This is a genomic window from Actinoallomurus purpureus, from assembly GCF_024055795.1.
Taxonomy (GTDB): Bacteria; Actinomycetota; Actinomycetes; order Streptosporangiales; family Streptosporangiaceae; genus Actinoallomurus; species Actinoallomurus purpureus.
This window is the reverse complement of sequence record NZ_JAMXMY010000003.1, coordinates 399,150-419,019: the sequence shown is the minus strand read 5'-3', so window position 1 is coordinate 419,019 and position 19,870 is coordinate 399,150. Positions and strand designations below refer to the sequence as shown.

The following is a 19,870-nucleotide window of genomic DNA, read 5'->3' as shown; positions in this document are numbered from 1 at the left end:
CCAGGTCCACCGGATCAACCAGTGAGCGGGCTGGAGGGCCTGGACGAGCGGCGCCGGGACCTGGCCGCGGCCGCCTGGAAGCACGTCACCACGACCCGGCTGCGCGAACTGGTCGTCGGCCTCGTGAACGAGCCCAGCCCCACCGGCGGCGAGGGGCCACTGGCCGAGTACATCGCGGGCGCACTCACGGCGGCCGGCATCACGGCGGCGACGCAGCCGCTCGACGACCGGCAGGCCAACGCGTGGGGGCGGCTCCACGGCGACGGCACCGGCCCCGACCTGATGCTGTACGCGCCGATCGACACCCTGACCACCGGGGACGCACGCGAGGACGCGCCGTGGACCGGCCCGGACCTGCGGCCCGACATGCGGCCCGCCGCCCGCGTCGTGGGCGACCTCGTGGTCGGGCTCGGCGCCTCCAACCCGAAGGGGCACGCCGCGTGCGTGCTGATGGCCGCCGAGGCGATCCACCAGGCGGGGCTGCCGCTGACCGGCGACCTCCTGGTGGCGTTCGGCGCCGGGGGCATGCCCACGAACGCGCTGCCCGGCGGCGACCGGCGCAACACCGGCCAGGGCGCCGGCTGCTCCTTCCTCCTGGAGCAGGGCCACTGGACCGACTTCGCGGTGATCGCCAAGCCCGGCTGGACGGTCTCCTGGGAGGAGGTCGGGCTGGCCTGGTTCGAGGTGACCGTCGGCGGGATCCACACCTATGTCGGGTCCCGGCACCGGCTGCCGTACGACAACGCCATCGCCCGCGCGGGCGAGGTCGCCGTACGCCTGGAGCGCTGGTTCGCCGAGTACGCCGAGCGGCACACCGAGGGCACGGTCGCCCCGCAGGGCATCGTCGCCGCGATCGAGGGCGGCCGGTCGCGGATGGCGGCGGTCACCCCCGCCTCCTGCCGCCTGCTCGTCGACCTGCGGCTGAGCCCTCGTACGACGCCGATGGAGGCCAAGCGGGAGTTCGCCGCCGCGCTCGACCGGATCCGCGCCGAGCTGCCCGGCGTCGAGCTGACGTCGGAGATGGTGCTGGCCATCCCGGGCACCGCGTCCGATCCGGACATGTGGGTGTCACGCAGCGCCGTCGCCGGCTGGGAGGCCCTGGAGGGCCGCGAGCACGAGGTGATCCGCGGCAACAGCGGCGCCACCGACGCCAACATCCTGCGCAACCGGGGCGTCCCGACCGTACGGATCGGCATGCCGAAGGTCGCCGAGGCGCCCTTCAAGATCGACTTCGCCATGGGCATGAACACCGTCGACGTCCGGGAGATGGAGCGCCTCACGCGGCACCTCATCCGTACGGCGGTCGACACCGTCACCCGCACCCGATCGGAGGTGGGACTGTGAGTGAAATCGTGCTCGGAGTCGGGGCGTCGCACAGCACGCTGATGAACACGCACTGGGAAGAGACGGTCCACAAGGACGAGGCCGGGCGGTTCCGCGACGCGCTGTACGCCGCGCGCGACCGGATCGCCGCGGCCCGTCCGGACACCGTCGTCATCGTGGGCTCCAACCACTTCCGCGGGTTCTGGCTCGACCTCATCCCGAGCTTCACGATCGGGGTCGGCGAGTGCGTCGCGAGCGGCGAGTCGGGCACACCGAAGGGACCGCAGCCGGTCGACGTGGAACTGGCCCGGCACATCGCGGGCACGCTCGTGGACGGCGGCCGCTTCGACGTCGCGTTCTCGGCCCGGTTGCAGATCGACCACGGTCAGTCGCACGCGATCCAGTACCTGCTCGCCGGGCTGGACGTGGAGATCGTCCCGATCGTCGTGAACGTCTTCGCGCCCCCGCTGCCCACCCTCGCCCGCTGCGACGCGCTGGGGCAGGCCATCCGGGAGGCGATCGCGGCCTTCCCCGAGGACCGCCGCGTCGCCGTGATCGGCTCCGGCGGCCTGTCGCACCGGCTCCCCTGGCCCGACTGGCGCAGCCCGGACGGCGACGACGAGGAGTTCATCGTGCGGGCCTGGCTCGACGGGCGGAACAACTGGCAGGACTACGACGCGCGACGCCGCCAGATCATCCGGGCCGCCCAGGCGGCGATCAACCCGGAGTTCGACGACGAGCTCCTGACCATGGTCGAGAAGGGCGAACTGCACCGGATCACCGCGTACACCACCGAACGCCTGGAGGAGGTGGCCGGCAACGGCGCGCAGGAGGTGCGCACCTGGCTGGTCATGGCCGCCGCGCTCGGTCACGCGCCCGGCCGGCGCCTCGCGTACGAGGTCATCCCCGAATGGCTCACCGGCATGGGCGTCGCCGTCATCGATCCCGAAACCCACGGAAAGGTCCCCGAATGAGCATCTGGAACGCACTGGCCGATGTCGACTACCGGCACACCTACGTCGACGCGGGCGGGATCCGGACCCGAGCGCTGCAGGCGGGGCCGGAGGACGGCGAGCACGTCGTCTTCCTGCACGGCACCAGCGGCCACCTCGAGGCGTTCGTCCGCAACATCCCCGAGCACGCCCGGCGCTACCGCTGCCACGCGATCGACATGCTGGGCCACGGGTACACCGGCAAGCCGGACGTCCCCCAGGAGATCCCCGCGTACGTCGACCACCTGATCGCCTACCTCGACGCCGTGGGCGCCGAGCGCGCGCACCTGGTCGGCGAGTCGCTCGGCGGGTGGGTGTCGGCGTGGCTGGCGAGCGAGCACCCGGAACGGGTCGCGTCGCTGCAACTGCTGTGCATGGGCGGGACCAAGGTCAACCCGGAGGTGATGGAGCGTCTGAAGAAGACGACGACCGCCGCCTCCCTCGAGGACGACATCGAGCTCACCCGGAACCGGCTGCGGCTGCTGTGGGCCGAGTGGGACGAGGAGTTCGGCGACGAGCTCACCGAGGCGCGGTACGCCATCTACCACCGCCCGGACTTCCAGAAGAACCTGCCGAACCTGCTGGCCCTGCAGGAGGTGGACATCCGCGAGCGCAACCTGCTGCGCCCGGACCGGATGGCCCGGATCACCGCCCCCACGCTGGTCGTCTGGGGCAACAAGAACCCGTTCGGCGACGTCCCCGAGGCGCAGGCGATCACCGACGCGATCCCCGGCGCACGGCTGGAGATCTTCAACGAGTGCGGGCACTGGCCCCAGCACGAGCAGGCCGGCCGCTACAACCCGCTGAGCCTCGCGTTCCTCGCGGAGGCGCGATGACGGCAGTCCGGAAGGGCTACGCGGACACGTCCTTCGGGCAGGTCCACTACGCCGAGTGCGGATCCGGCGCGCCCGTGGTGCTCCTGCACCAGACGCCGCGATCCTGGGACGAGTACCGTGAGGTGCTCCCCCTCCTCGGCCGGACGCACCGCGCGATCGCCATGGACACGATCGGCTTCGGCGCCTCCGCCCCGCTCGCCGAGCACCGCATCGAGAACTACGCCGCCGCCGTCGTGGAGTTCCTCGACGCGCTCGGCCTGGACCGCGCGACGCTGGCCGGCCACCACACTGGCGGCGTCGTCGCGATCGAGGTGGCGGCGCGGGCGCCGGAACGCGTCGAGCGCCTGGTGCTGTCGTCCACGCCGTACGTCGACGCCGCCGCCCGCGAGACGCGGCGGCACCGCCCCGCGATCGACCACGTCGAGGTCGATCCCGGCGGCGGCCATCTCACGGAGCTGTGGCGGCGCCGGCAGTCCTTCTATCCCACGGACCGTCCGGACCTGTTCACGCGGCTCGTCCGGGACGCGCTCGTCCTGGGCCCTGACGTGGAGAAGGGGCACGAGGCGGTCAGCGCCTACCGGATGGAGGACCGGATCGGTCTCGTCCGCTGCCCGGTGCTGTGCGTCGGCGCGTCGGCCGATCCGTTCAGCTTCCCCGAGCTGGAGGCGCTGTCATCACGTTTTAACAGCCCGACCATTGCGGTGGTGGAGGGCGGCATGGTTCCTTTGATGGAACTTCACCCCTCCGAGGTAGCCGATCTGATCGCGAGGTTCGCATCGTGACCGTGGTTCCGTTCGCCAGACCCGTTGATACGGCTCCGATCGCTGCGCAGAACGGCACCGACGCCGACGTAATGAACTCGGTCCTCGGCAAGGCGCGCCTGATCATCGAGGCGTTCACCGCGGAGGACGACGTCCTGTCGCTCGCCGAGCTGGTGCGGCGTTCCGGGGTGGCGAAGGCCAGCGTGCACCGGCTCGCCCAGGAGCTCCTCGAATGGGGGGTGCTGGAGCGGGCCGGCAACCGCTACCGCCTCGGCCTGCGGCTCTTCGAGATCGGCCAGCGCGTGCCCCGGCAGCGGACCCTCCGCGAGGCCGCCCTTCCGTACATGGAGGACCTGCTGATCGCCACGCAGGAGACCATCCACTTCGCCATCCACGACGGACTCGACGTGCTGTACGTCGAGAAGCTGGTCGTTCACCGGGGCCTGAACAAACAGTCCCGCATCGCCGGCCGGCTCCCCCTCTACTGCACCGCCACGGGCAAGGTGATCCTCGCGTTCTCCCCCGGGTCCCTCTTCCAGGAGGTCCTGCGGAACGGCATGCGGCCGCTCACCCGCAAGACGGTAATCCAGCCAGGGCTGCTGCACACCCAGCTGGAGAAGGTACGGTCCGACCGGGTCGCCCTGGAGGTCGAGGAGACCCGGCTCGGCTACATGAGCGTCGCCGTCCCCGTCTTCAGCGCCCCCACGACACTCGCCGGGGCGCTGTCGATCACGGCCCCGACCTGCCGCATGAACGTCGGCCGCTTCACCGGCGCCCTCCGCACCGCCAGCCTCGGCATCTCCCGCACCCTCCAGTCCCAGACCTGACACGATCGGCCGCCGGCCACGTCGACACCTGATCCCGGGCCAACGGCTCTGTCGGGGGCCGCCGCTACTGTCGGCTGATCTTCCAAACGATCAGTGAGGCAGGAGCATGTACGAAGAGCGGCTCGCCGAGTTCTCTCGTGAGCGCCCGGACGGCCGGCCGATCCCGGACGACCTGCGCACCAGTGGGAGGGCCGTACCGACTTCCAGTTCCTTCTCGTAGCAAGCCAGGGTCGCGCTGGACATGCAGGACAGGGCCGGTACCGTCCTGTGGGTGAGCACTCCTGAGCGTCCGGAAGAGCTGACTTGGACACAGCCGCCACGTACAGGACGGCGGCATCCCCCTTCCTATCTGATCCGTAGCAAGATCAGGAGCGTCCACGGCTGTCCACACGTGTCTGCTGACCTGCTGCCTGATCGCTGCCCTGTCCATGTGCGTCCATGACGGCCCAAGGCCGTTGTTAGCAGAACCGTTAGCAAGCGCCGTGCTGCGAAAGGCCCTGTGTACGGTGGTAAACGGACTCGGAATACACCGTGGGAAAACCAGTCGGTTACTTAGGTGCTTCATTCCGTTCTTCGTCGATCGCGTGGCGAACCGCACGGAGCGTCCGAATCAGCTCTGGGAGCTTGGCCATGACCTCCCTCAGTTGAGTGATCACGAGGGTGAGGAAGCCGAAACCGGCGAGCATGGAGAGTGTCAGGGTGTTCCAGTTCACTTGGCCACCTCCGCGTTCATGTCGTCTCCCTGACCAGGGTCCTCTTTCCGAACGGCCATGCCATGCCGCGCCAAGGCTTCATAGATGTCGTCGGGTCCGCAGTCGATGTGTGTGGCGTCGTGGCGCCCCTGGCAGTCCGACGGGCACTCGAACTCAGGGCACATCTCGGGCTCGGCCGGGGCAGCCTCGTTAATGAGGTAGTAGGTGAAGACGTTCGCCACCAGGTTCCTGACCTGGTGCATCTGGATGAAGAGTGCGAGCTCGGCGCGTTTCGCCTCGGCGCCGTCCTCGGTGGCCGCGGACAACGGCTCGGGGCGCTCGTCCACCGCCCAGGCGTGTGCGGATTCCAGGGAGACCACCAGCCAAGCGAGTTGCAGCGGCTCCAGGCTTTCAGTCTCGGCAAGGCGCTGTACCGCCTCTGCCGCGCGCCGGACGTTCTCGATCGACGACAGGTAGCGCTTTAGGTCTGGCGGCGATGTGCCGCTGTACCCCTGCTTGGCGCGTCGACTCGCAGCGTGGCGCTGCCGGCGGACCTGTGCGACGAATGCAGTGAGGCAGTCCCGGCACGCGTACAGCGAATCTTCGTTGCCAGGTTCCACTGCGATGCGCTGCTTCCCGGGGCCCGCAAAGGGCTCGTCGCACAGGGAGCAATTCACGCCTAGCGCTTGATTCTTGCTCGGTTCAGTCGGCATTGCGTCCAGGAGTTCATCCTGAGCGTATGCGGGAATATGCATAGCGACTCCACCAGTGAACGGCGCGAGCGACTTCCTGTCGCCTCAACCATCTTCGCTGCCCTCTAGCTGAGGGTGTCGTCTGTTGACAGCCACTCGCGGAAATTGCCGAAATCTGACGCGCACGCTCCTCACCCTCCCTAGACTGTTGGCAAAATCTGACACCTGAAAGCGAGGGTGCTACCAGTGTCGACCTCACCGAACGTGGAGGGGCACGAGGCTCTTCGGGAGCTGACAACGGCGCTTCAGGAGCTCCACCGGGCGGCGGGGCGGCCCACCACCGCCGGGTTAGCGATTTGATCAAGGATGGTCCTTATCCCGCGACGGTGAGCCACGAGGGCGTTCGGACTACGCTCAAGGGATTGCGTACGCCTCGCTGGGAGACTGTCGAGTCGATTGCCTCGGTCCTCGCGGGCTCCTGCCGACCGCCGCGAGACCCTGATACCGAGGTGGCACGCTTCCTTCCGCTGTGGCGCGCAGTCAGGGAAGGTGATGCGGGCGCTCTGAAGTCGGCCCGGGAATTTGTCCTAGCACAGAGCTGGGGCGAGGACAGCGGCTCCTGGACTCCCGAGATGCTTGCCGGAGTGATGATCAACCCCTTCAACGCGGTGGAGCTGGACCCGACGCTCACCGCCCAACACGAGCCACTGTTCTCCGAAGAAGAGTGGGTGAAGATCAACCTTCGGGTCATCGAGGAGTACGGCGCTGAGTTCTTCCTGCACGCCCTACTGCGCATCCTTAAGGGCGAGTACGTGGGCGGCGAGGCGGGCAGCCCTTACGGCTATCAGCCCTCCGGCCAGGAGATGGACGAAGACGAGGCCCGCGAGGCCTTCGACTTCGCCTGCGACCAGATTGTGCGGCGCCTGCGGGCCGAGCCGAACCTGCTGGCGCGTTCGATCAAGGCATTTCATAGCGACGACAGCCTGGACGAGGACGAACGGGAGGAGGTCATGCGAGCAGAGTCGGACCCGAGCCTCGTGAGGGAAGTTATGACACTCTCCCCGGAAAGCTGGCCGGAAGTCTCCGAGGAGGCCCACTGGCTGGTCTTCAGCTACCTCGTCAAGGAGGGCAAAACAGTCGGCCGACCGGGGCTTCCCCCAGAGCAGCGCTTTCTGATCACCTGGCGGATCCCTGAACCGCCGGAGGCCGAGAGCCCTGAAATGACTGAGGGTTGACCTGCGCCAACCTCCGCCGTGTGAGGGGCTGACCGCTACGACTACATCGTCGGCCACAGGGATATCGAGGTCACCATGAGGATCTACGCACACGCGGCGATCGGCGAGAAGCGCAAGGCGCTGGAAGAGCTGGGGGATGCCCTCGGCTGACACCGTTGCCGTCAAAGAGACCCTGGGGGATCTTCGCTCGGGGTCTTTTCGCTGGTCAGGTGGGAGCCTCCGGCCGGGATCGAACCGGCGACCTGCCGCTTACAAGGAATACGGACACCCCTGCTCGCGCCTCATGCACCGAGGTAGACGGCGTCCCACGTGCGGGCAGGGGTGCCGCTGGTAGCTGTCGTTGTTGTCAGCGCTGCTGTCACCCGCGCTGGCGGCCGGCGGATTTACAGAGGGTCGGCGATTCCCCCTCTGCTCCTCCGCTGACCTGGGCTTCGACCGCCCGTTCGGCCGAACGAACGTCCACCCATCCCGCGAATATCCCGCACCCACTCTTTAGCCCAACGGCGAGAACCGCCGATCTCTGAGGGCAACCCCGACCCGTGCCCCAGGGCCGTTCACGGCCCGAGGAACAGCGGGGGCGGCGGCCGATCGCCCTAGCCAGTGCGGCGACCAGCAACCCAAAGCGATCGTCACGGCTTTAGCCCGGGACCTCTTCCCGTCTTGTGCAGTACGTACAGGGGGATGATGCCGGAAAGATCCCCGATCATCTGCCGCGTGTCGGCGGCGGGGACGCCGAGAATTGTGAGCACGGTAGCGAACGTTGCCAGGATCCCCAGCACAGCGGCAAGGCTGTCCCTTGGCGGTACTCTGTCCAAAGAACTCTCCTTTGAGTTCGAGGCCGCTCCCCAAGATCTGCTTGGCGGTGGGACTTGGGGCGCGGCCGGCCTTCACTGCTCAAGCAGCGCAGCCTCTCTAGCACGCCCAAAAATGCAACACTATATCAGAACAACATTATTGAATGAAATTGATAGCGAAATACTTAAAACCACTACCTGGGCAAACGCTAGCCGAGAGCCACCCCTACCGCTGAATGTAACGAATTAGTAACACTTTCGAGGTAAGGACTGTCAATATTCTTCGGTAATTACCAGCATTCCATTCTCATTGGAATCAATTCCATCCTGTTGACATGCCCTACCCCTTCGTCCGGAACTCTCGGCATGATCATGGTCGGCGCTGCCTCGCCCTGCTCCGACGTACGGTGTCGTGTGGCGACGACAGGTGGTGTACGGCGGTGTTGCTGTACTTCCGTGCTGTACAGCAATCGCGCTGACCTGCGACAGCACCGCCATAATTCGGAGGCAACCCCGACTCACACCGCAGGGCCGGCCACGGCCCGAGGAACGAAAGCGGGGACGACGGCCAATCGACCCCAGCCCCGTGCGGCGAGGGCCGGCGCGGCGATCGTGTTAAATCTAGGACCTCTGAAAGCTGATCACGAAAGCCGTTCGATGAGCGAGATCTTCCGCTACGCGTTCGAAGACGACAACTTCCGGGACATCGGGGACCGGAACACCCACATGTGGCTGTCGCTCGGCCGCGACGGCAACGGCTGGTGGTTCGAAGCTCGATACATCGGCATCGGACGAGTCACGTTGCCCGACGGCCCGGGCCACCTCGCTGACTTCGCCCGCTGGCTCCTGGCGTCCCCGCCCACCGGCCCCCATGAGACGGAGTTCCACCTCGTGCGAGCGGCCCCCTACACCTCAAAGAACACCAAACTGGATGTTTGCATCTACCTCGGCCGCGAGCAGCCCGATGGTCCGGAAGAACTCACGGTAGCTCCGGCGGGCTTCATCGTTGGCACGGGGTCGGGCTTCCAGGTCTGTGCCGACCAGACATCCAGCCCACTCGACCGCCCCCAGCTCGAACGCGCGGCTACCTGCCTTCTGGCCGCCGCCATCTGACCTGCGACAGCACCGCCGTAATTCGGGGGCAACCCCGACCCGTACCGCAGGGCCGGCCACGGCCCGAGGAACGGAAGCGGGGGCGGCGTGCGCCACGAGGCGCTGTTTGACCGTGCGGAGGTGAAAGGACTCCGCCGATGGCCCGTCGTAGCGGGTCGTTTGGAGTTGGAGGCAGCCTGATCTCGGAGTCGCGGGTGAGGGCGGGAGCAGTCTCGACGACGTCGGGACGTGCCGGTACTGCCGGACGGTGCGGGTCCGGTTAACGAGCGGGAAAGGTGTACGTGAGGAACCAGCGTTGTAAAGCCCTTCAAGGCTTCCACCAGCTCAAATCTGGCGGATATGGGCTGGGTTGCGGTGCGTACTCGCCGGGCGTTGCCCGGCGGGGAACTCCTGGGTCGGCTGTCGCCCTTGGCCGGGAGGCTCTGGTGAAGGTCTACGGCGTAGCCAGAGCGATGCCGCAGGGGCATAGCTGGGCAGTGCGACACGAGGTCGCAGGTTGTGAGTGGACTTACCGATGGAGGTTCGGTTGATATCGAAGGTGTAGTCCCTGGTCAGTGTCCGTGAGACCAGTTCCCACCTTGGCATGCGTCGCTGGTAACGGTGGGGTGTGAAGCCCAGGGGAAAGCCGAAGGATTCCCGCTCCATCCGGGGGTCACGGGTCAGGGAAAGATCGGACGGGCTAATCGCGTGAATCTCCGTTGATGTCTCGTCAATGCCTCCCTCTGCGATGGAATGTGGCGGCGAGGGTGAAGGGTTGGTCGCTGGGAAGCGGCAGGCGCCGGCTGATTATGCCCTGTCGGCCGGGAGGACACCGCCACCCCGGGATAGAGGAGAAGCCCACCCCGATCACGTCTCACACCTGCGAAACGTGGCAACCCCGTTGAGGTCCAGGCAACACCTGCCTGGTAGGCCGACCGCAAGGAAAGCTTCAATTCCTCAGCGGGTACAGGATGACGTGAAAAGCGAAGGCCGGGATGTCGAAAGGCAACGGGAAAACGGCATCGGATACCGCAGCCTCCCTGCGAGGTGCCGCATAACCGCCCGGATACGGGTCTTGATGACCTGGCCCGAAAGGGCGCTGACGCGCGTCGGGTGAGCCTGCGAAGACTTGATGATCGAAGCATCGGAACCGAGGGACAAGTTGGACGCCATGACGGAAACGGCTGCGGCCGTGACTGACGCTGTGGTGAACGGACCCGAGGGCGAGCCTCTGGACTGGGACGCTGTGGACTGGCGGCAGGTCGAGGAGGACGTACGACGGCTTCGACAACGGATCTTTGCGGCATCACAGGCAGGGGACCTGAAAAACGTCCGCAACCTGCAGAAGCTCATGCTCCGCTCTCGCGCCAACGCACTGTTGAGCGTGCGGCGGGTGACGGAACTGAACGCCGGACGGAAAACGGCGGGTGTCGACGGCAAGACGGTATTGCTGTCCCGGGACAAGGCCGAGTGGGCCGACTGGGCGCAGCTCAGGTCACGATCGTGGACACCCAAACCCGTTCGCCGTGTGTATATACCGAAGCCAGGCGGAAAACGGAGGCCACTTGGAATTCCTGTGATCGCTGACGGGATGCTTCAGGCTATTGCGGTCAGCGCTTTGGAGCCCGAGTGGGAGGCGCGGTTCGAGCCGAAGTCCTATGGCTTCCGTCCGGGCCGCGGCTGCCATGACGCGATCGAGGCCATCTTCAACACCGTAAGCGGAAAGAACCCGCAACGGCGGTGGATACTCGACGCGGACTTGGCGGCGGCATTCGATCGCATCGATCACGGCCATATCCTCGACCAGATCGGCACGTTCCCAGCCAGGGGGCTCGTCGTGAAATGGTTGAAGTCCGGTGTGATCGAGAAGGGTTGGTTCACGGCGACCGAGGAGGGAACACCCCAAGGCGGCGTGATCAGCCCTGTCCTACTGAATATCGCTTTGCACGGTATGGAAAAGGCCGCTGGTGTCCGCTATCGCACGTCCGGCGTCAACGCCGACCGGGTGATGCCGGGCAGCCCCGTGCTGGTGAGATACGCTGACGACCTTGTCGCGATGTGCGGCAGTCGCGAGCAGGCCGATCAGGTCAAACAGCGACTGGCCGTATGGCTGGCGCCCAGAGGGTTGAGGATCAACGAGGATAAGACGCGTGTCGTCTTCCTCGAAGACGGCTTTGATTTTCTGGGGTTTCACATCCGCCGGTATAGCAATGGAAAGCTGCTGATCAAGCCGAGCAAAGCGGCCGTGCAACGGTTCCGGGCACGACTCACCGCCGAAATGAGGGCTCTGCGAGGGGCCAACGCGCAGGCGGTGGTCCGCAGGCTGAACCCGATCATCCGGGGCTGGGCTGCGTATTACCGGACGGTCGTGTCCAAGAAGACCTTCGTCCACTTGGACACCCACATGTGGAAGCTCGCCTTCAGCTGGGCGAAGCGAAGCCACCCGAACAAGTCGAGCTGCTGGGTCGTTGACCGGCACTTCGGCGCGTTCAGAAAGTCCAGGAACGACCGGTGGGTGTTCGGTGACCGCGACAGCGGCGCCTACCTCCACAAGTTCGCCTGGACGCCGATCGTCCGACACCAGGTGGTCAAAGGCTCGGCGTCGCCAGACGATCCCGCCTTGACCGAGTACTGGGCCGAACGGCGTCGTCGCCGCAAGCCACCGCTGGACAATGCCCGGCTGCGCCTGATCCAGGCGCAACACGGGCGCTGTCCGCTCTGCCGAGGGCTGCTGTTGCACGCCGACCACGAGCCACAAACTCCCTCCGAATGGGAGCAGTGGGTCAAGGTCACCCGCACCGCGATCCGCCGCCAGGCGATCACCGCCGATGCGAGTTTCGGCACATCGGATGAAACCATCGCACTCCAACTCATACACACCCACTGCGCGCGACGAATCAGCAGTAAGAATCGCGCGCGAAGGGAAGGCACTTCTGCCTGCCCGTGAGCCTTTGGGCTTGCTTGAGCCGAGATGCCCGGAAAGCGGGCTTGTCCGGTTCTGAGGGGGCGGGGGCGCAGCAATGCGCTCCCGCTACCCGACCCCCGCCCGCCCATGCCCTGACGCCGGCATCCTCCATAGCGGATTTCTGAGGCAGGCGTGGAATTACGGACATTCACCGCAAAAAAGCGGGGGCACCCCCCTAAACCTGGGGATTTTCCTGCGGCGATGCGCGGGGGATTCTGGAGTGGCATGCCAAGAGAGAGAGAAATGAGGATCACCATGGACATACGCACTACTCGAGGATTCCGGAAGGCAGCCGCGGCACTGCTGGGGGTGACACTGATCACCGTACCGATCAACGCAGCGCCCGCGTCAGCTTCCGGCGACGAGGATTTCAAGGCATTCTCCATGTCGTTCGACATCGGCGACCTCTCCAACACCAATGAATGCATTCCTGCATGGGTCACGGCGCGCTACCGGGACGCATCCGGCAGCGATACATGGACCCGACTCGTTCGGACGAACACGAACGGCTGCGACTCCGACCCGGAGCATCTGCAGAAATTTGGCGATTTTCAAAACACCCACAGTAGGGTCAATCTACTGGGCGGCCCGAAGCCGGCCCAGCACTTGCACTGGAAAGACCTCACGAGCTTGACGTTGACGGTGACCACTCCGAATACACCGGTAGGTCGCCAAAAGAACGTGAAAATAATTAAGGAGAACATCTGGGCACAGGACACCGACAACAACTGGCACGAGTTGTTCAATGAGCAATACGAGTACATATTCTCCGACGGTTTCAACGACTTCGAGATGTTCGTCAAACACTGAGCCTTGCTTCGCCGCCATCTCGCTGGCCGCGTGCCGCGCGAGGAGCGGGCGACGTCGGGTCTCCGCAGTCAGTGCGCGAGGTACCGCCGCCCGCCACCTGCCCACGCTGGTCTTCTATGGGATGCGCGACGGCTGTTGACAGTGGACGGCAGGTGCCGGCATTTCCTCGTCCTGGTCAGCCCTACGATTCGCCGGTGAGCGAGACCCTGCCCCCTGTGGGTGTTGACCTCTTTGCTGTTCACAGGCTCCGCCTGGCGGAGGTCGAAGCGCCGCGACTGTCGCCCGACGACAAACCGGCCAGGGATCGCGTATGGGGCGAGGCCCTCCAGGCCAACCCGTGTTTGTTCGACGGTCCAGCGGTGGCGTGTGCGGGGATGGAGAGGGAGGGACCCCACGGTTTCGTCCTCTTTTGGGCGCGTGTGACCTACCGGCACTACGCCCTGCGTCGGGTTCCAGGCAACACCTCGTGGCTGCCGTCATTGTTCGTGAACGTCGTACAGCCGACGGACGACAGGCGCGTGCTGGTGGGCCGGATGTCTTCGTCAACGGCTGCTCCGGGCCGGTGGCAGCTTCCCGGCGGTTCCGCAGAGCCCGCTGGAGGAAACGGAGCGCTCGATGAGGCTGCCTTGCGTTACCACGCCGCGCGAGAGTTGGCAGAGGAGATCGGTGTCGGCCTCGGGCCCGAAGAGCTGCGCCTGTGGCTCGTCACCCGCGGCGAGAACCGCAGCATCGGCCTGGTCTTTCTCGCCCCGCCTCGGCCAGAGACGGTGCTGCGTGAGCGCTTCGAGGCCGTGACGGCCGCTGAGCGAGCCCTGGGGCGTGAACCGGAGTTGGACCGGATCGCTCTGGTGGGTTCTCCAGTGGAGGTTGCGGACCTGGAGGGTCCGCACGTGGACTATCTGGAGCCGGTCGTGCGCCGGTATGCGGAGGCATCGGTCCGGCGCGATGCCTGAGTTACGTCGGTACTTCGATCGCTGGATCCTCTGGGGCGGTACTGCCTGCGGCCGGGGCTGTGGAACGGGTCGTCAGGTGCTGGTGAGGAAGTCGCGCGCACGTTCGTCGAGTTCGGGTGCGCAGCGCAGGCCGCGGGCACGGAAGCGGGCGAGGTCTGCACGCATACGGCTAACGGCTTTGCGGGTGCGGACGGACCGCACGCCGTCCATGTGGTCGATGGCCTGGTGCCAGGTGACGCACGCCTGCTCGATGCCGCCGCGTTTGAGGTGTGTCTCAGCCGCGGCCACCAGGCCACCTCGACCGAGGCCGCGCTCGACGCGGACCTGAACGTACAGACCCGCACCATGACCGGCCGCGTCCACACCCCGCAGCCCCCGGGCGCGGCCAGTTCGCAGCCGCGGCGCCGCCGCCGCTGACACCCCCTGCTTCTTCGCGCCCCGCGCCATTCCTGGTGCGGGGCTCGGTCGTCGACCCGAACCCGCCCGTGTTTGGAGGAACCGTGTACGACCGCACTACCACCCGCCTGGTCGAGAAGAACTGCCTCGGGCACCGGCGGTTCACCAAACCCGCCCCCGCTGATCCGCCCGCTGTCAAGGACTAGACGGCGAGGACCGACCCCAGCGCCACCGGGCGTTAAGTCGTGCGGTCGCCGGCCAAACGTGCGGTTTTGGGATCCGGCCGGCGACCGGTACGGCATCCCGACCTGGCCGTGGAGCTGCGCACCCGCTGGGTACGCGACACGGCGTCAGCTCACCGCCCTCGGGTTGCGCCCCGCCGGGCAGGACGTGGCCGCGCAGCAGCCAAGATGAGGACATCACGGCGGATCGGGCGCACGGCAGGTCGTCGCGCGGGCGGCTGCGGGCCTGTCGGACGGGACGATCTCCTCGGATGTGGTGAACGTGGAACTGGAACAGGTGCGGGCTGGCGGAGCCGGTCGCCCTCGCCGATGAGCTCGGCGTGGACGGGACTGTCGCGGTCGGTGTATCCGCCCGGCGCGGGCAGTGGCAGCCTGTACCGCCGGTAACTCGACGGGCCTTCACGGCCGAGGAGGCCGCCCGCTGCGCGCCACTTCGGCTGGCCCGTGACCGGCCGCCGCCCCGGCCGATCACGGAAAGGTGCCGGATCAGGCCTTGAAACTGATCCTGACATCGGGTAGTTGATTCATCCCAGCGGTTGCGGAGGTGGCGGCAACCCACCTCTGAGCGCCCCGGGGATTCCGGACGTACCAGGAGACATGGCACTGCGTTGCCTGCCGGCATGCCAGCTTCTTGACCCCGTGGTTTCGGAGGACCAGCCAGGTGCCCAGGACATCCTTTGTTTTGGTGCACTCGGACTGGGAGCCGAACAGGATCCGGTTACCTACGAGAGTGGCGTCGATATAGGTACGGCACTTTCTCGACCCCAACTTGACCCACGGGCTCCATTGCTGCCATGCCGTACGGGTCGTCACTGCGCTGCTTGATGCGGAGTCGGCGGACGCCGGGTACGCCGTGAGGGCCAGTGTACCTGTCAGGGTGACGCAGGACGCCAGGAATGTTGCGGTGCGGACGAGCTTCGATGCCATCATGTCTCCCAGTCTTCGTGGCCGCGATGGTCAACGCGACGCGTGATCGTCATAATCTCCCACTTTTCCTATTTCAAGATCTTGTTTCGGTGTGCCTCCTTTGCATCTTTAGTCTTTGGGCGAATTGGAGTTTGCCCTGAAGAATCGCCCTGCCTTTGGTGTGGACAAAACATAAGTCGGCGGGGCGCCGCGGGCAAGGACAGGCGTGTTCGACCTTGTACGAATCTGTCCATGCAGGTCGGCGATAGCTTCGGGACAGTTCCGGACACTTTTCAGCACTGACCCTGATCTCACCCGGCGATATCGCCGGCTCGCTCATGCATTGACCGTTGGGGGCCCCAGCAGGGGGGTTACGCCTCGGCCTTCTCCGGGTGGAGGGGGTCGGCTGAGGTGCTGTGGGCGCACGGTGGCGTGCGGTTGTCAGGTGGTAGAGCAGCGCCCGGGTCGTGACACCGGCGGCTGGCAGTCCCAGCGCGGCGGGCGCGATGGCAAACCACTCCTGGGCCAGTCCGCCCAGGCCGCCGCCGAGGGCGATCCCGATGTAGATGGCCGAGGAGTTGAAATGAACATCAGCGAAGCCAAGAGCTTGAATCGCCTGCTCGGCTGGATGCTCGGCATCCCCGCTGGCGCCAGGTCGGTCACTGCCGAGGAGGCCCACCGGGCCGCCGAGCTCCTCGCCGACCGCGCCCACAAGACCCTCCACGCGGGTGCCACCGGCGGCGAGGTCCGCGCCCACTGGCCCACAAGCCCGCCGGCCATCGTGGTTTTCGAAGACGAGATGGTCACCCTCGCCGGCACCGGCATCAACTCCGAGACCGCAACGGCGGTCGCGACGATTCGGGCCGCGCTCGACCTGGTCACCGCCCGGGGCCGCAACGCCGGCGTCATCGCGACCGACACGGACGAGGCTGGGGCTCGCGCCACTGTCTCGGTCTCTCCTGGCAGTCGGTCGCAGGCTGTCACGGGGTTAGGCCCGGTATGAGTTCTGCCATGTTCGTGATGACGGCGTCGGCCGCAGCGAAGCGTTCTAGTTTTCCAGGCTTGTTGGCGTAGCCGATACTGAGGGTTCCGGCGCTGCGTGCTCCTTCGATGTCGCTGAGGGAGTCCCCGATCAAGACACAGTCAGCGGGGGCCGCGTTCAGTTCCTTGACGGCCTGACTGATCAGGTGAGGGTCGGGTTTGAGCAGCCGGGGGTCTGGATCGGTACGGCCGATGACGGCGGTGAACAGTGGTGCGAGGCTGGCGGTCGTGAGGTAGCGGGTCACGGCTTCGCGGGAGTTGTTGCTTACGGCGGCTATGACGCGGCCGTCGTAGTGAGCTCTTTGGATCACCTGTCGAGCGTGCGGTGTGGCGTCTGCTACCTCGACGGCGCGGAGTTCCATCGTGCGTAGCTCTGCCGCGACGGCGTGCATGAGATCGGCACTGATGGTCGCGGCGAACCGCAAGACGTCGAATGGATCACCGGACGCTGCAGCGTCGCTAGGGATGTCGATGCCCTGGCTGGTCACCAGCTCGCGTAGGTGGGCAGCGGTAGCGGGAGCGGTGAGTCCGGAGAAGATGCTGCAGATGGGGCCGTCGAAGTCGAACAGGAGATGCTGGCTGCGGGCGAGGACCTCCGCCAAGGCTGTACTCGGGACGGTCATCCGGTGAACTCGCGGCTGATCGTCTCCCAGACGGTGTCGAACCACTGGCGTGCCTGGGCGACGTACTGCGGCCCGATGGCTGAGCCATCGTGGACCGTGTGTCGGAACAAGCTTGTTTCCTTCCCCATGGGATCGAACATGGGATGTGGCGTGCCCTTGATCTGCACGACATGTTGCCTGATCGGGTAGAAGCCGAAGAAGACCTCTTCGTTGTTCAAGACGTACAGCTTGAACAGCGGCGGGCAGTCATGCACGCGGATCTCGGCCTTGGCGCTGTCGACGATGCCCAGGTCGGCCAGTTCCTCGACGGCGTCGAGGATGGCTTGCCCATGGCGCAGCATGATCCTGCTCGCGCGTTGACGAAACTCCGGGTCATCGCCCAGATCCTCACTGCGGCACGGTACGGCCATCGGCTTGGACACGTCGGGTACGAGGATTCGCAGCGTGAGATTCCGCGGTTTGAGCTGCCCGGCGCGAATCTTGTCGAGTGGTTCCTGGATGACGCCGTGCAGCGTCTCGCCAGAGAAACCGAAGAAGTCGATCGCTACGTGCTCCCGATCAAAGGCGGCTTCGACGTAGGGCCTGATGTGGATCGGTGAGGTGGCAACCGATGCCTCAACGGGGAGCCCGGTGCCTGATGTGTTCGGGCTGGCGGGGATGACGATGCCTTCATGTGCATCCTGCTCATCATTGATGTGCTCGAATAGCTGCTCCGCAGTCCATCCGGGGAACATCTTCTCCAGCACCCGGCAGTGGTCAGGGTACGGAAGTCCTTTGACCTCTCCAGAGGTCCAGCGGTGAAGCTGCGCCCGGCTGGGTCCCCTGCCGACAAGAGACGGGTCGACCTTACGAGCAGCCTTGTCGTATTCAAGGGTAAATGTCCGATGGGTCTGCCAGTGGCGTTCGCGGAGTAGTGCTTTCAACCGCACGGGGGGATTCGTCATCGCCTGCCCTTCCATCACGGCGAACGTAACACGAGGCGAGACATAGATGAGGCGGAAGAGAGAACTAGACGCCCGAGACGAAATAGAGGCGATCTCGCAGCGCAACACCTCACTCAGCGACGCTCGTAATCGTGAACGCCAAACAGAACGCCGAGCTCGAGACGCTGGTCGAACTGTGCCGCCACCTCATACGGCTCGGCATCAATCCAGGGCTGAGTGATGCGCGTCCGGCCGTGTCGCTCCGCGGCGATCTTAACCAACGGAAGAGCCCGCACCACGCCAAGGCGCGCGCTGGACCCTTGGCGTCGGACCGTGCCGCTGACAGCCGTCCCGCATCGAGCTTCCAGGCCCGCGGAGGCGATGGAGGCAGCGAGCGATTGATCACCGGCAGGTGGTGCGTCAAGAGACGCAGCAGGCGCCAATGATCTGTGTCGCCCATCCCGTGTCGGCGATCGCCAGCTCACGACGTGGCATCATCTGTCCCTGGACCGAGGCAGACGACGCGCTTGGCCGCATCACTCGCAGCAACGTGAATGGCGCGGACGGTAGCCATCTACGCTCGATGAGTAGTTTTAGTGTCACCTTTAGTGACTGTCATGGTGAGCAGCGCGCTGGATATCGTCCGCGCATGCCCCTCGACGCCGCCAGCACTTGGCCGACTCCCACCTCGTCCGCATGGGATGCGGCCCACCGGGTCACCTTGGAGGAGGTCGCCGAGATAGCGGCCACCACCGACCCTGTGCTGCGCAATCTGCGCATCACCCAGGCGTACCACGACCTGTCGATCGGGATGGCCGAACTGCTGGGTCCCGACAACGTCAGCTGGTGTTGCTTTGGAACCTGGGCTTCCCGCACGGCCGGCCGGTTCATCCGCGGGGAAGGTATTCCGCGGATGGTCCGCCTCATGACCGCCTTCGCCCACCGTGTTCCCGAACGTATCCAGGCGGTCGCTCCTCAGTTGGTCGCCCGTGCCGTCCGGCAGGTCGGCGACAACGTCGCGATCGGTAACCACATGGTGTTCCAGGACTTGGGGTTGCTGTACGCCCGGCTGATCCAGGAGTACACCGGCGCCGCCGATCCCACCGCCCAAGACCACGCGCTCGAACGCTGCGTGGCCGCGCTGCGCCCCGGCGCGACCGGACAGGGCGGCCAGGAACTGCTGATCGCCGCCGTGCACAGCCATCACGCCGCCATGCGAGCCCGCGACGCCGCCGAACGCGCCGAGCACATCCTGTTGGCCAATTTGCGAATCGGTCTGCACGAGCAGATCCGCTTGCAAGAGACCATCGCCGAGGCGCTGGTTCCGGTGCAGGTTTCCCCACTTGCCGCGCCCCTGCTACGTAAGCGCCTGACACAGCTATGGCGGACCATGGCCACCGCCCACCTGATGGACGTCCGGATGCCCGCCCCCGACTTCCAGCAGACCCGCCGCCTCACCATTCAGAACCTGGGCGTCAACGTCGGCCGGGCCGCCCTCGCAGCGACTTTCCCGCCCGACCTGACCCACCTTTCCAACATCGAACTCAAGGCGTTGCTATACGACATCGACCGTACCCCCAACACCGTGCTGGGCAGTGCCGCCGACGACTGGGCCGAGCTAGGCGACCGGATGAACTTCCTAGCGGACCTGTTCCGGTCTTGGCAACAAAACCAGAGCCTGCTCCAATCACCTTTCACTCTCGACCAAGCCGCAGCCATCCGCGCCGGAACTCTCCCTACACCCATCCCACCGCTATAAACCCGCCA

The 19,870-nt window shown here is 66.1% G+C and carries 17 protein-coding genes; 12 read left to right on the top strand and 5 right to left on the bottom strand.

The window, feature by feature from the left end; translation table 11 throughout:
• Positions 1 to 21 precede the first annotated feature (21 nt).
• From NE236_RS09720 to NE236_RS09700, 5 genes are read left to right on the top strand one after another with little or no spacing between them, the layout of a single operon-like run.
• Positions 22 to 1,344, top strand: coding sequence for a M20 family metallopeptidase (locus tag NE236_RS09720; RefSeq protein ID WP_252841537.1), 1,323 nt, complete (start codon positions 22 to 24; stop codon positions 1,342 to 1,344).
• Positions 1,341 to 2,297 carry a DODA-type extradiol aromatic ring-opening family dioxygenase gene (locus tag NE236_RS09715; protein ID WP_252841536.1) on the top strand — a complete coding sequence of 319 codons (957 nt, stop codon included), beginning with the start codon at positions 1,341 to 1,343 and terminating at the stop codon, positions 2,295 to 2,297. Before NE236_RS09720 ends, NE236_RS09715 begins: the two co-directional genes overlap by 4 nt.
• Positions 2,294 to 3,151, top strand: a complete 858-nt coding sequence (locus NE236_RS09710; RefSeq protein WP_252841535.1) for an alpha/beta fold hydrolase — start codon at positions 2,294 to 2,296, stop codon at positions 3,149 to 3,151. Before NE236_RS09715 ends, NE236_RS09710 begins: the two co-directional genes overlap by 4 nt.
• Entirely contained in the window at positions 3,148 to 3,933 is a 786-nt protein-coding gene (locus NE236_RS09705; RefSeq protein ID WP_252841534.1) for an alpha/beta fold hydrolase, read from the top strand. Before NE236_RS09710 ends, NE236_RS09705 begins: the two co-directional genes overlap by 4 nt.
• Positions 3,930 to 4,739: an IclR family transcriptional regulator gene (locus NE236_RS09700; RefSeq protein WP_252841533.1), complete on the top strand. Its 810-nt coding sequence runs from the start codon at positions 3,930 to 3,932 to the stop codon at positions 4,737 to 4,739. The genes NE236_RS09705 and NE236_RS09700 overlap by 4 nt, the downstream gene beginning before the upstream one ends.
• Positions 4,740 to 5,287: 548 nt before the next feature.
• On the opposite strand, the gene NE236_RS09695 is transcribed toward NE236_RS09700, so the two are convergent.
• Together NE236_RS09695 and NE236_RS09690 are read right to left on the bottom strand one after the other, a co-directional pair.
• Entirely contained in the window at positions 5,288 to 5,452 is a 165-nt protein-coding gene (locus tag NE236_RS09695) for a hypothetical protein (RefSeq protein ID WP_252841532.1), read from the bottom strand.
• Complete coding sequence (locus NE236_RS09690) at positions 5,449 to 6,186, bottom strand: hypothetical protein (RefSeq protein WP_252841531.1); 738 nt, start codon at positions 6,184 to 6,186, stop codon at positions 5,449 to 5,451. The genes NE236_RS09695 and NE236_RS09690 overlap by 4 nt, the downstream gene beginning before the upstream one ends.
• Positions 6,187 to 6,632: 446 nt before the next feature.
• Here NE236_RS09690 and NE236_RS09685 point away from each other — a divergent pair, with 446 nt between their 5' ends.
• The 5 genes from NE236_RS09685 (at position 6,633) to NE236_RS09665 (ending at position 13,972) form a co-directional block, all read left to right on the top strand.
• Positions 6,633 to 7,358, top strand: coding sequence for a hypothetical protein (locus tag NE236_RS09685; protein WP_252841530.1), 726 nt, complete (start codon positions 6,633 to 6,635; stop codon positions 7,356 to 7,358).
• Positions 7,359 to 8,809: 1,451 nt separating this feature from the next.
• Positions 8,810 to 9,265 (top strand): hypothetical protein, encoded by a 456-nt coding sequence (locus tag NE236_RS09680; protein ID WP_252841529.1) that lies wholly within the window; start codon positions 8,810 to 8,812, stop codon positions 9,263 to 9,265.
• Positions 9,266 to 10,376: 1,111 nt separating this feature from the next.
• Complete coding sequence (gene ltrA / locus NE236_RS09675) at positions 10,377 to 12,191, top strand: group II intron reverse transcriptase/maturase (protein WP_252841528.1); 1,815 nt, start codon at positions 10,377 to 10,379, stop codon at positions 12,189 to 12,191.
• Between the two features lie 273 nt (positions 12,192 to 12,464).
• Positions 12,465 to 13,019, top strand: coding sequence for a hypothetical protein (locus NE236_RS09670; RefSeq protein ID WP_252841527.1), 555 nt, complete (start codon positions 12,465 to 12,467; stop codon positions 13,017 to 13,019).
• Between the two features lie 194 nt (positions 13,020 to 13,213).
• Entirely contained in the window at positions 13,214 to 13,972 is a 759-nt protein-coding gene (locus NE236_RS09665) for an NUDIX hydrolase (protein WP_252841526.1), read from the top strand.
• Between the two features lie 72 nt (positions 13,973 to 14,044).
• Here the strand turns inward: NE236_RS09665 and NE236_RS09660 are convergent, their stop codons facing one another.
• Complete coding sequence (locus NE236_RS09660; RefSeq protein WP_252841525.1) at positions 14,045 to 14,260, bottom strand: hypothetical protein; 216 nt, start codon at positions 14,258 to 14,260, stop codon at positions 14,045 to 14,047.
• Positions 14,261 to 16,099: 1,839 nt separating this feature from the next.
• Here NE236_RS09660 and NE236_RS09655 point away from each other — a divergent pair.
• Positions 16,100 to 16,519: a hypothetical protein gene (locus NE236_RS09655; RefSeq protein ID WP_252841524.1), complete on the top strand. Its 420-nt coding sequence runs from the start codon at positions 16,100 to 16,102 to the stop codon at positions 16,517 to 16,519.
• Here NE236_RS09655 and NE236_RS09650 read toward each other — a convergent pair.
• Both NE236_RS09650 and NE236_RS09645 read right to left on the bottom strand, forming a co-directional pair.
• Positions 16,497 to 17,159 (bottom strand): HAD family hydrolase, encoded by a 663-nt coding sequence (locus NE236_RS09650; protein ID WP_252841523.1) that lies wholly within the window; start codon positions 17,157 to 17,159, stop codon positions 16,497 to 16,499. The genes NE236_RS09655 and NE236_RS09650 overlap by 23 nt on opposite strands.
• 17 nt (positions 17,160 to 17,176) lie before the next feature.
• Positions 17,177 to 18,139 (bottom strand): hypothetical protein, encoded by a 963-nt coding sequence (locus tag NE236_RS09645; protein WP_252841522.1) that lies wholly within the window; start codon positions 18,137 to 18,139, stop codon positions 17,177 to 17,179.
• A gap of 613 nt (positions 18,140 to 18,752) precedes the next feature.
• Here NE236_RS09645 and NE236_RS09640 point away from each other — a divergent pair.
• A complete protein-coding gene (locus NE236_RS09640) occupies positions 18,753 to 19,862 on the top strand; it encodes a hypothetical protein (protein WP_252841521.1) in 1,110 nt (369 codons plus the stop codon).
• Positions 19,863 to 19,870: the final 8 nt, after the last annotated feature.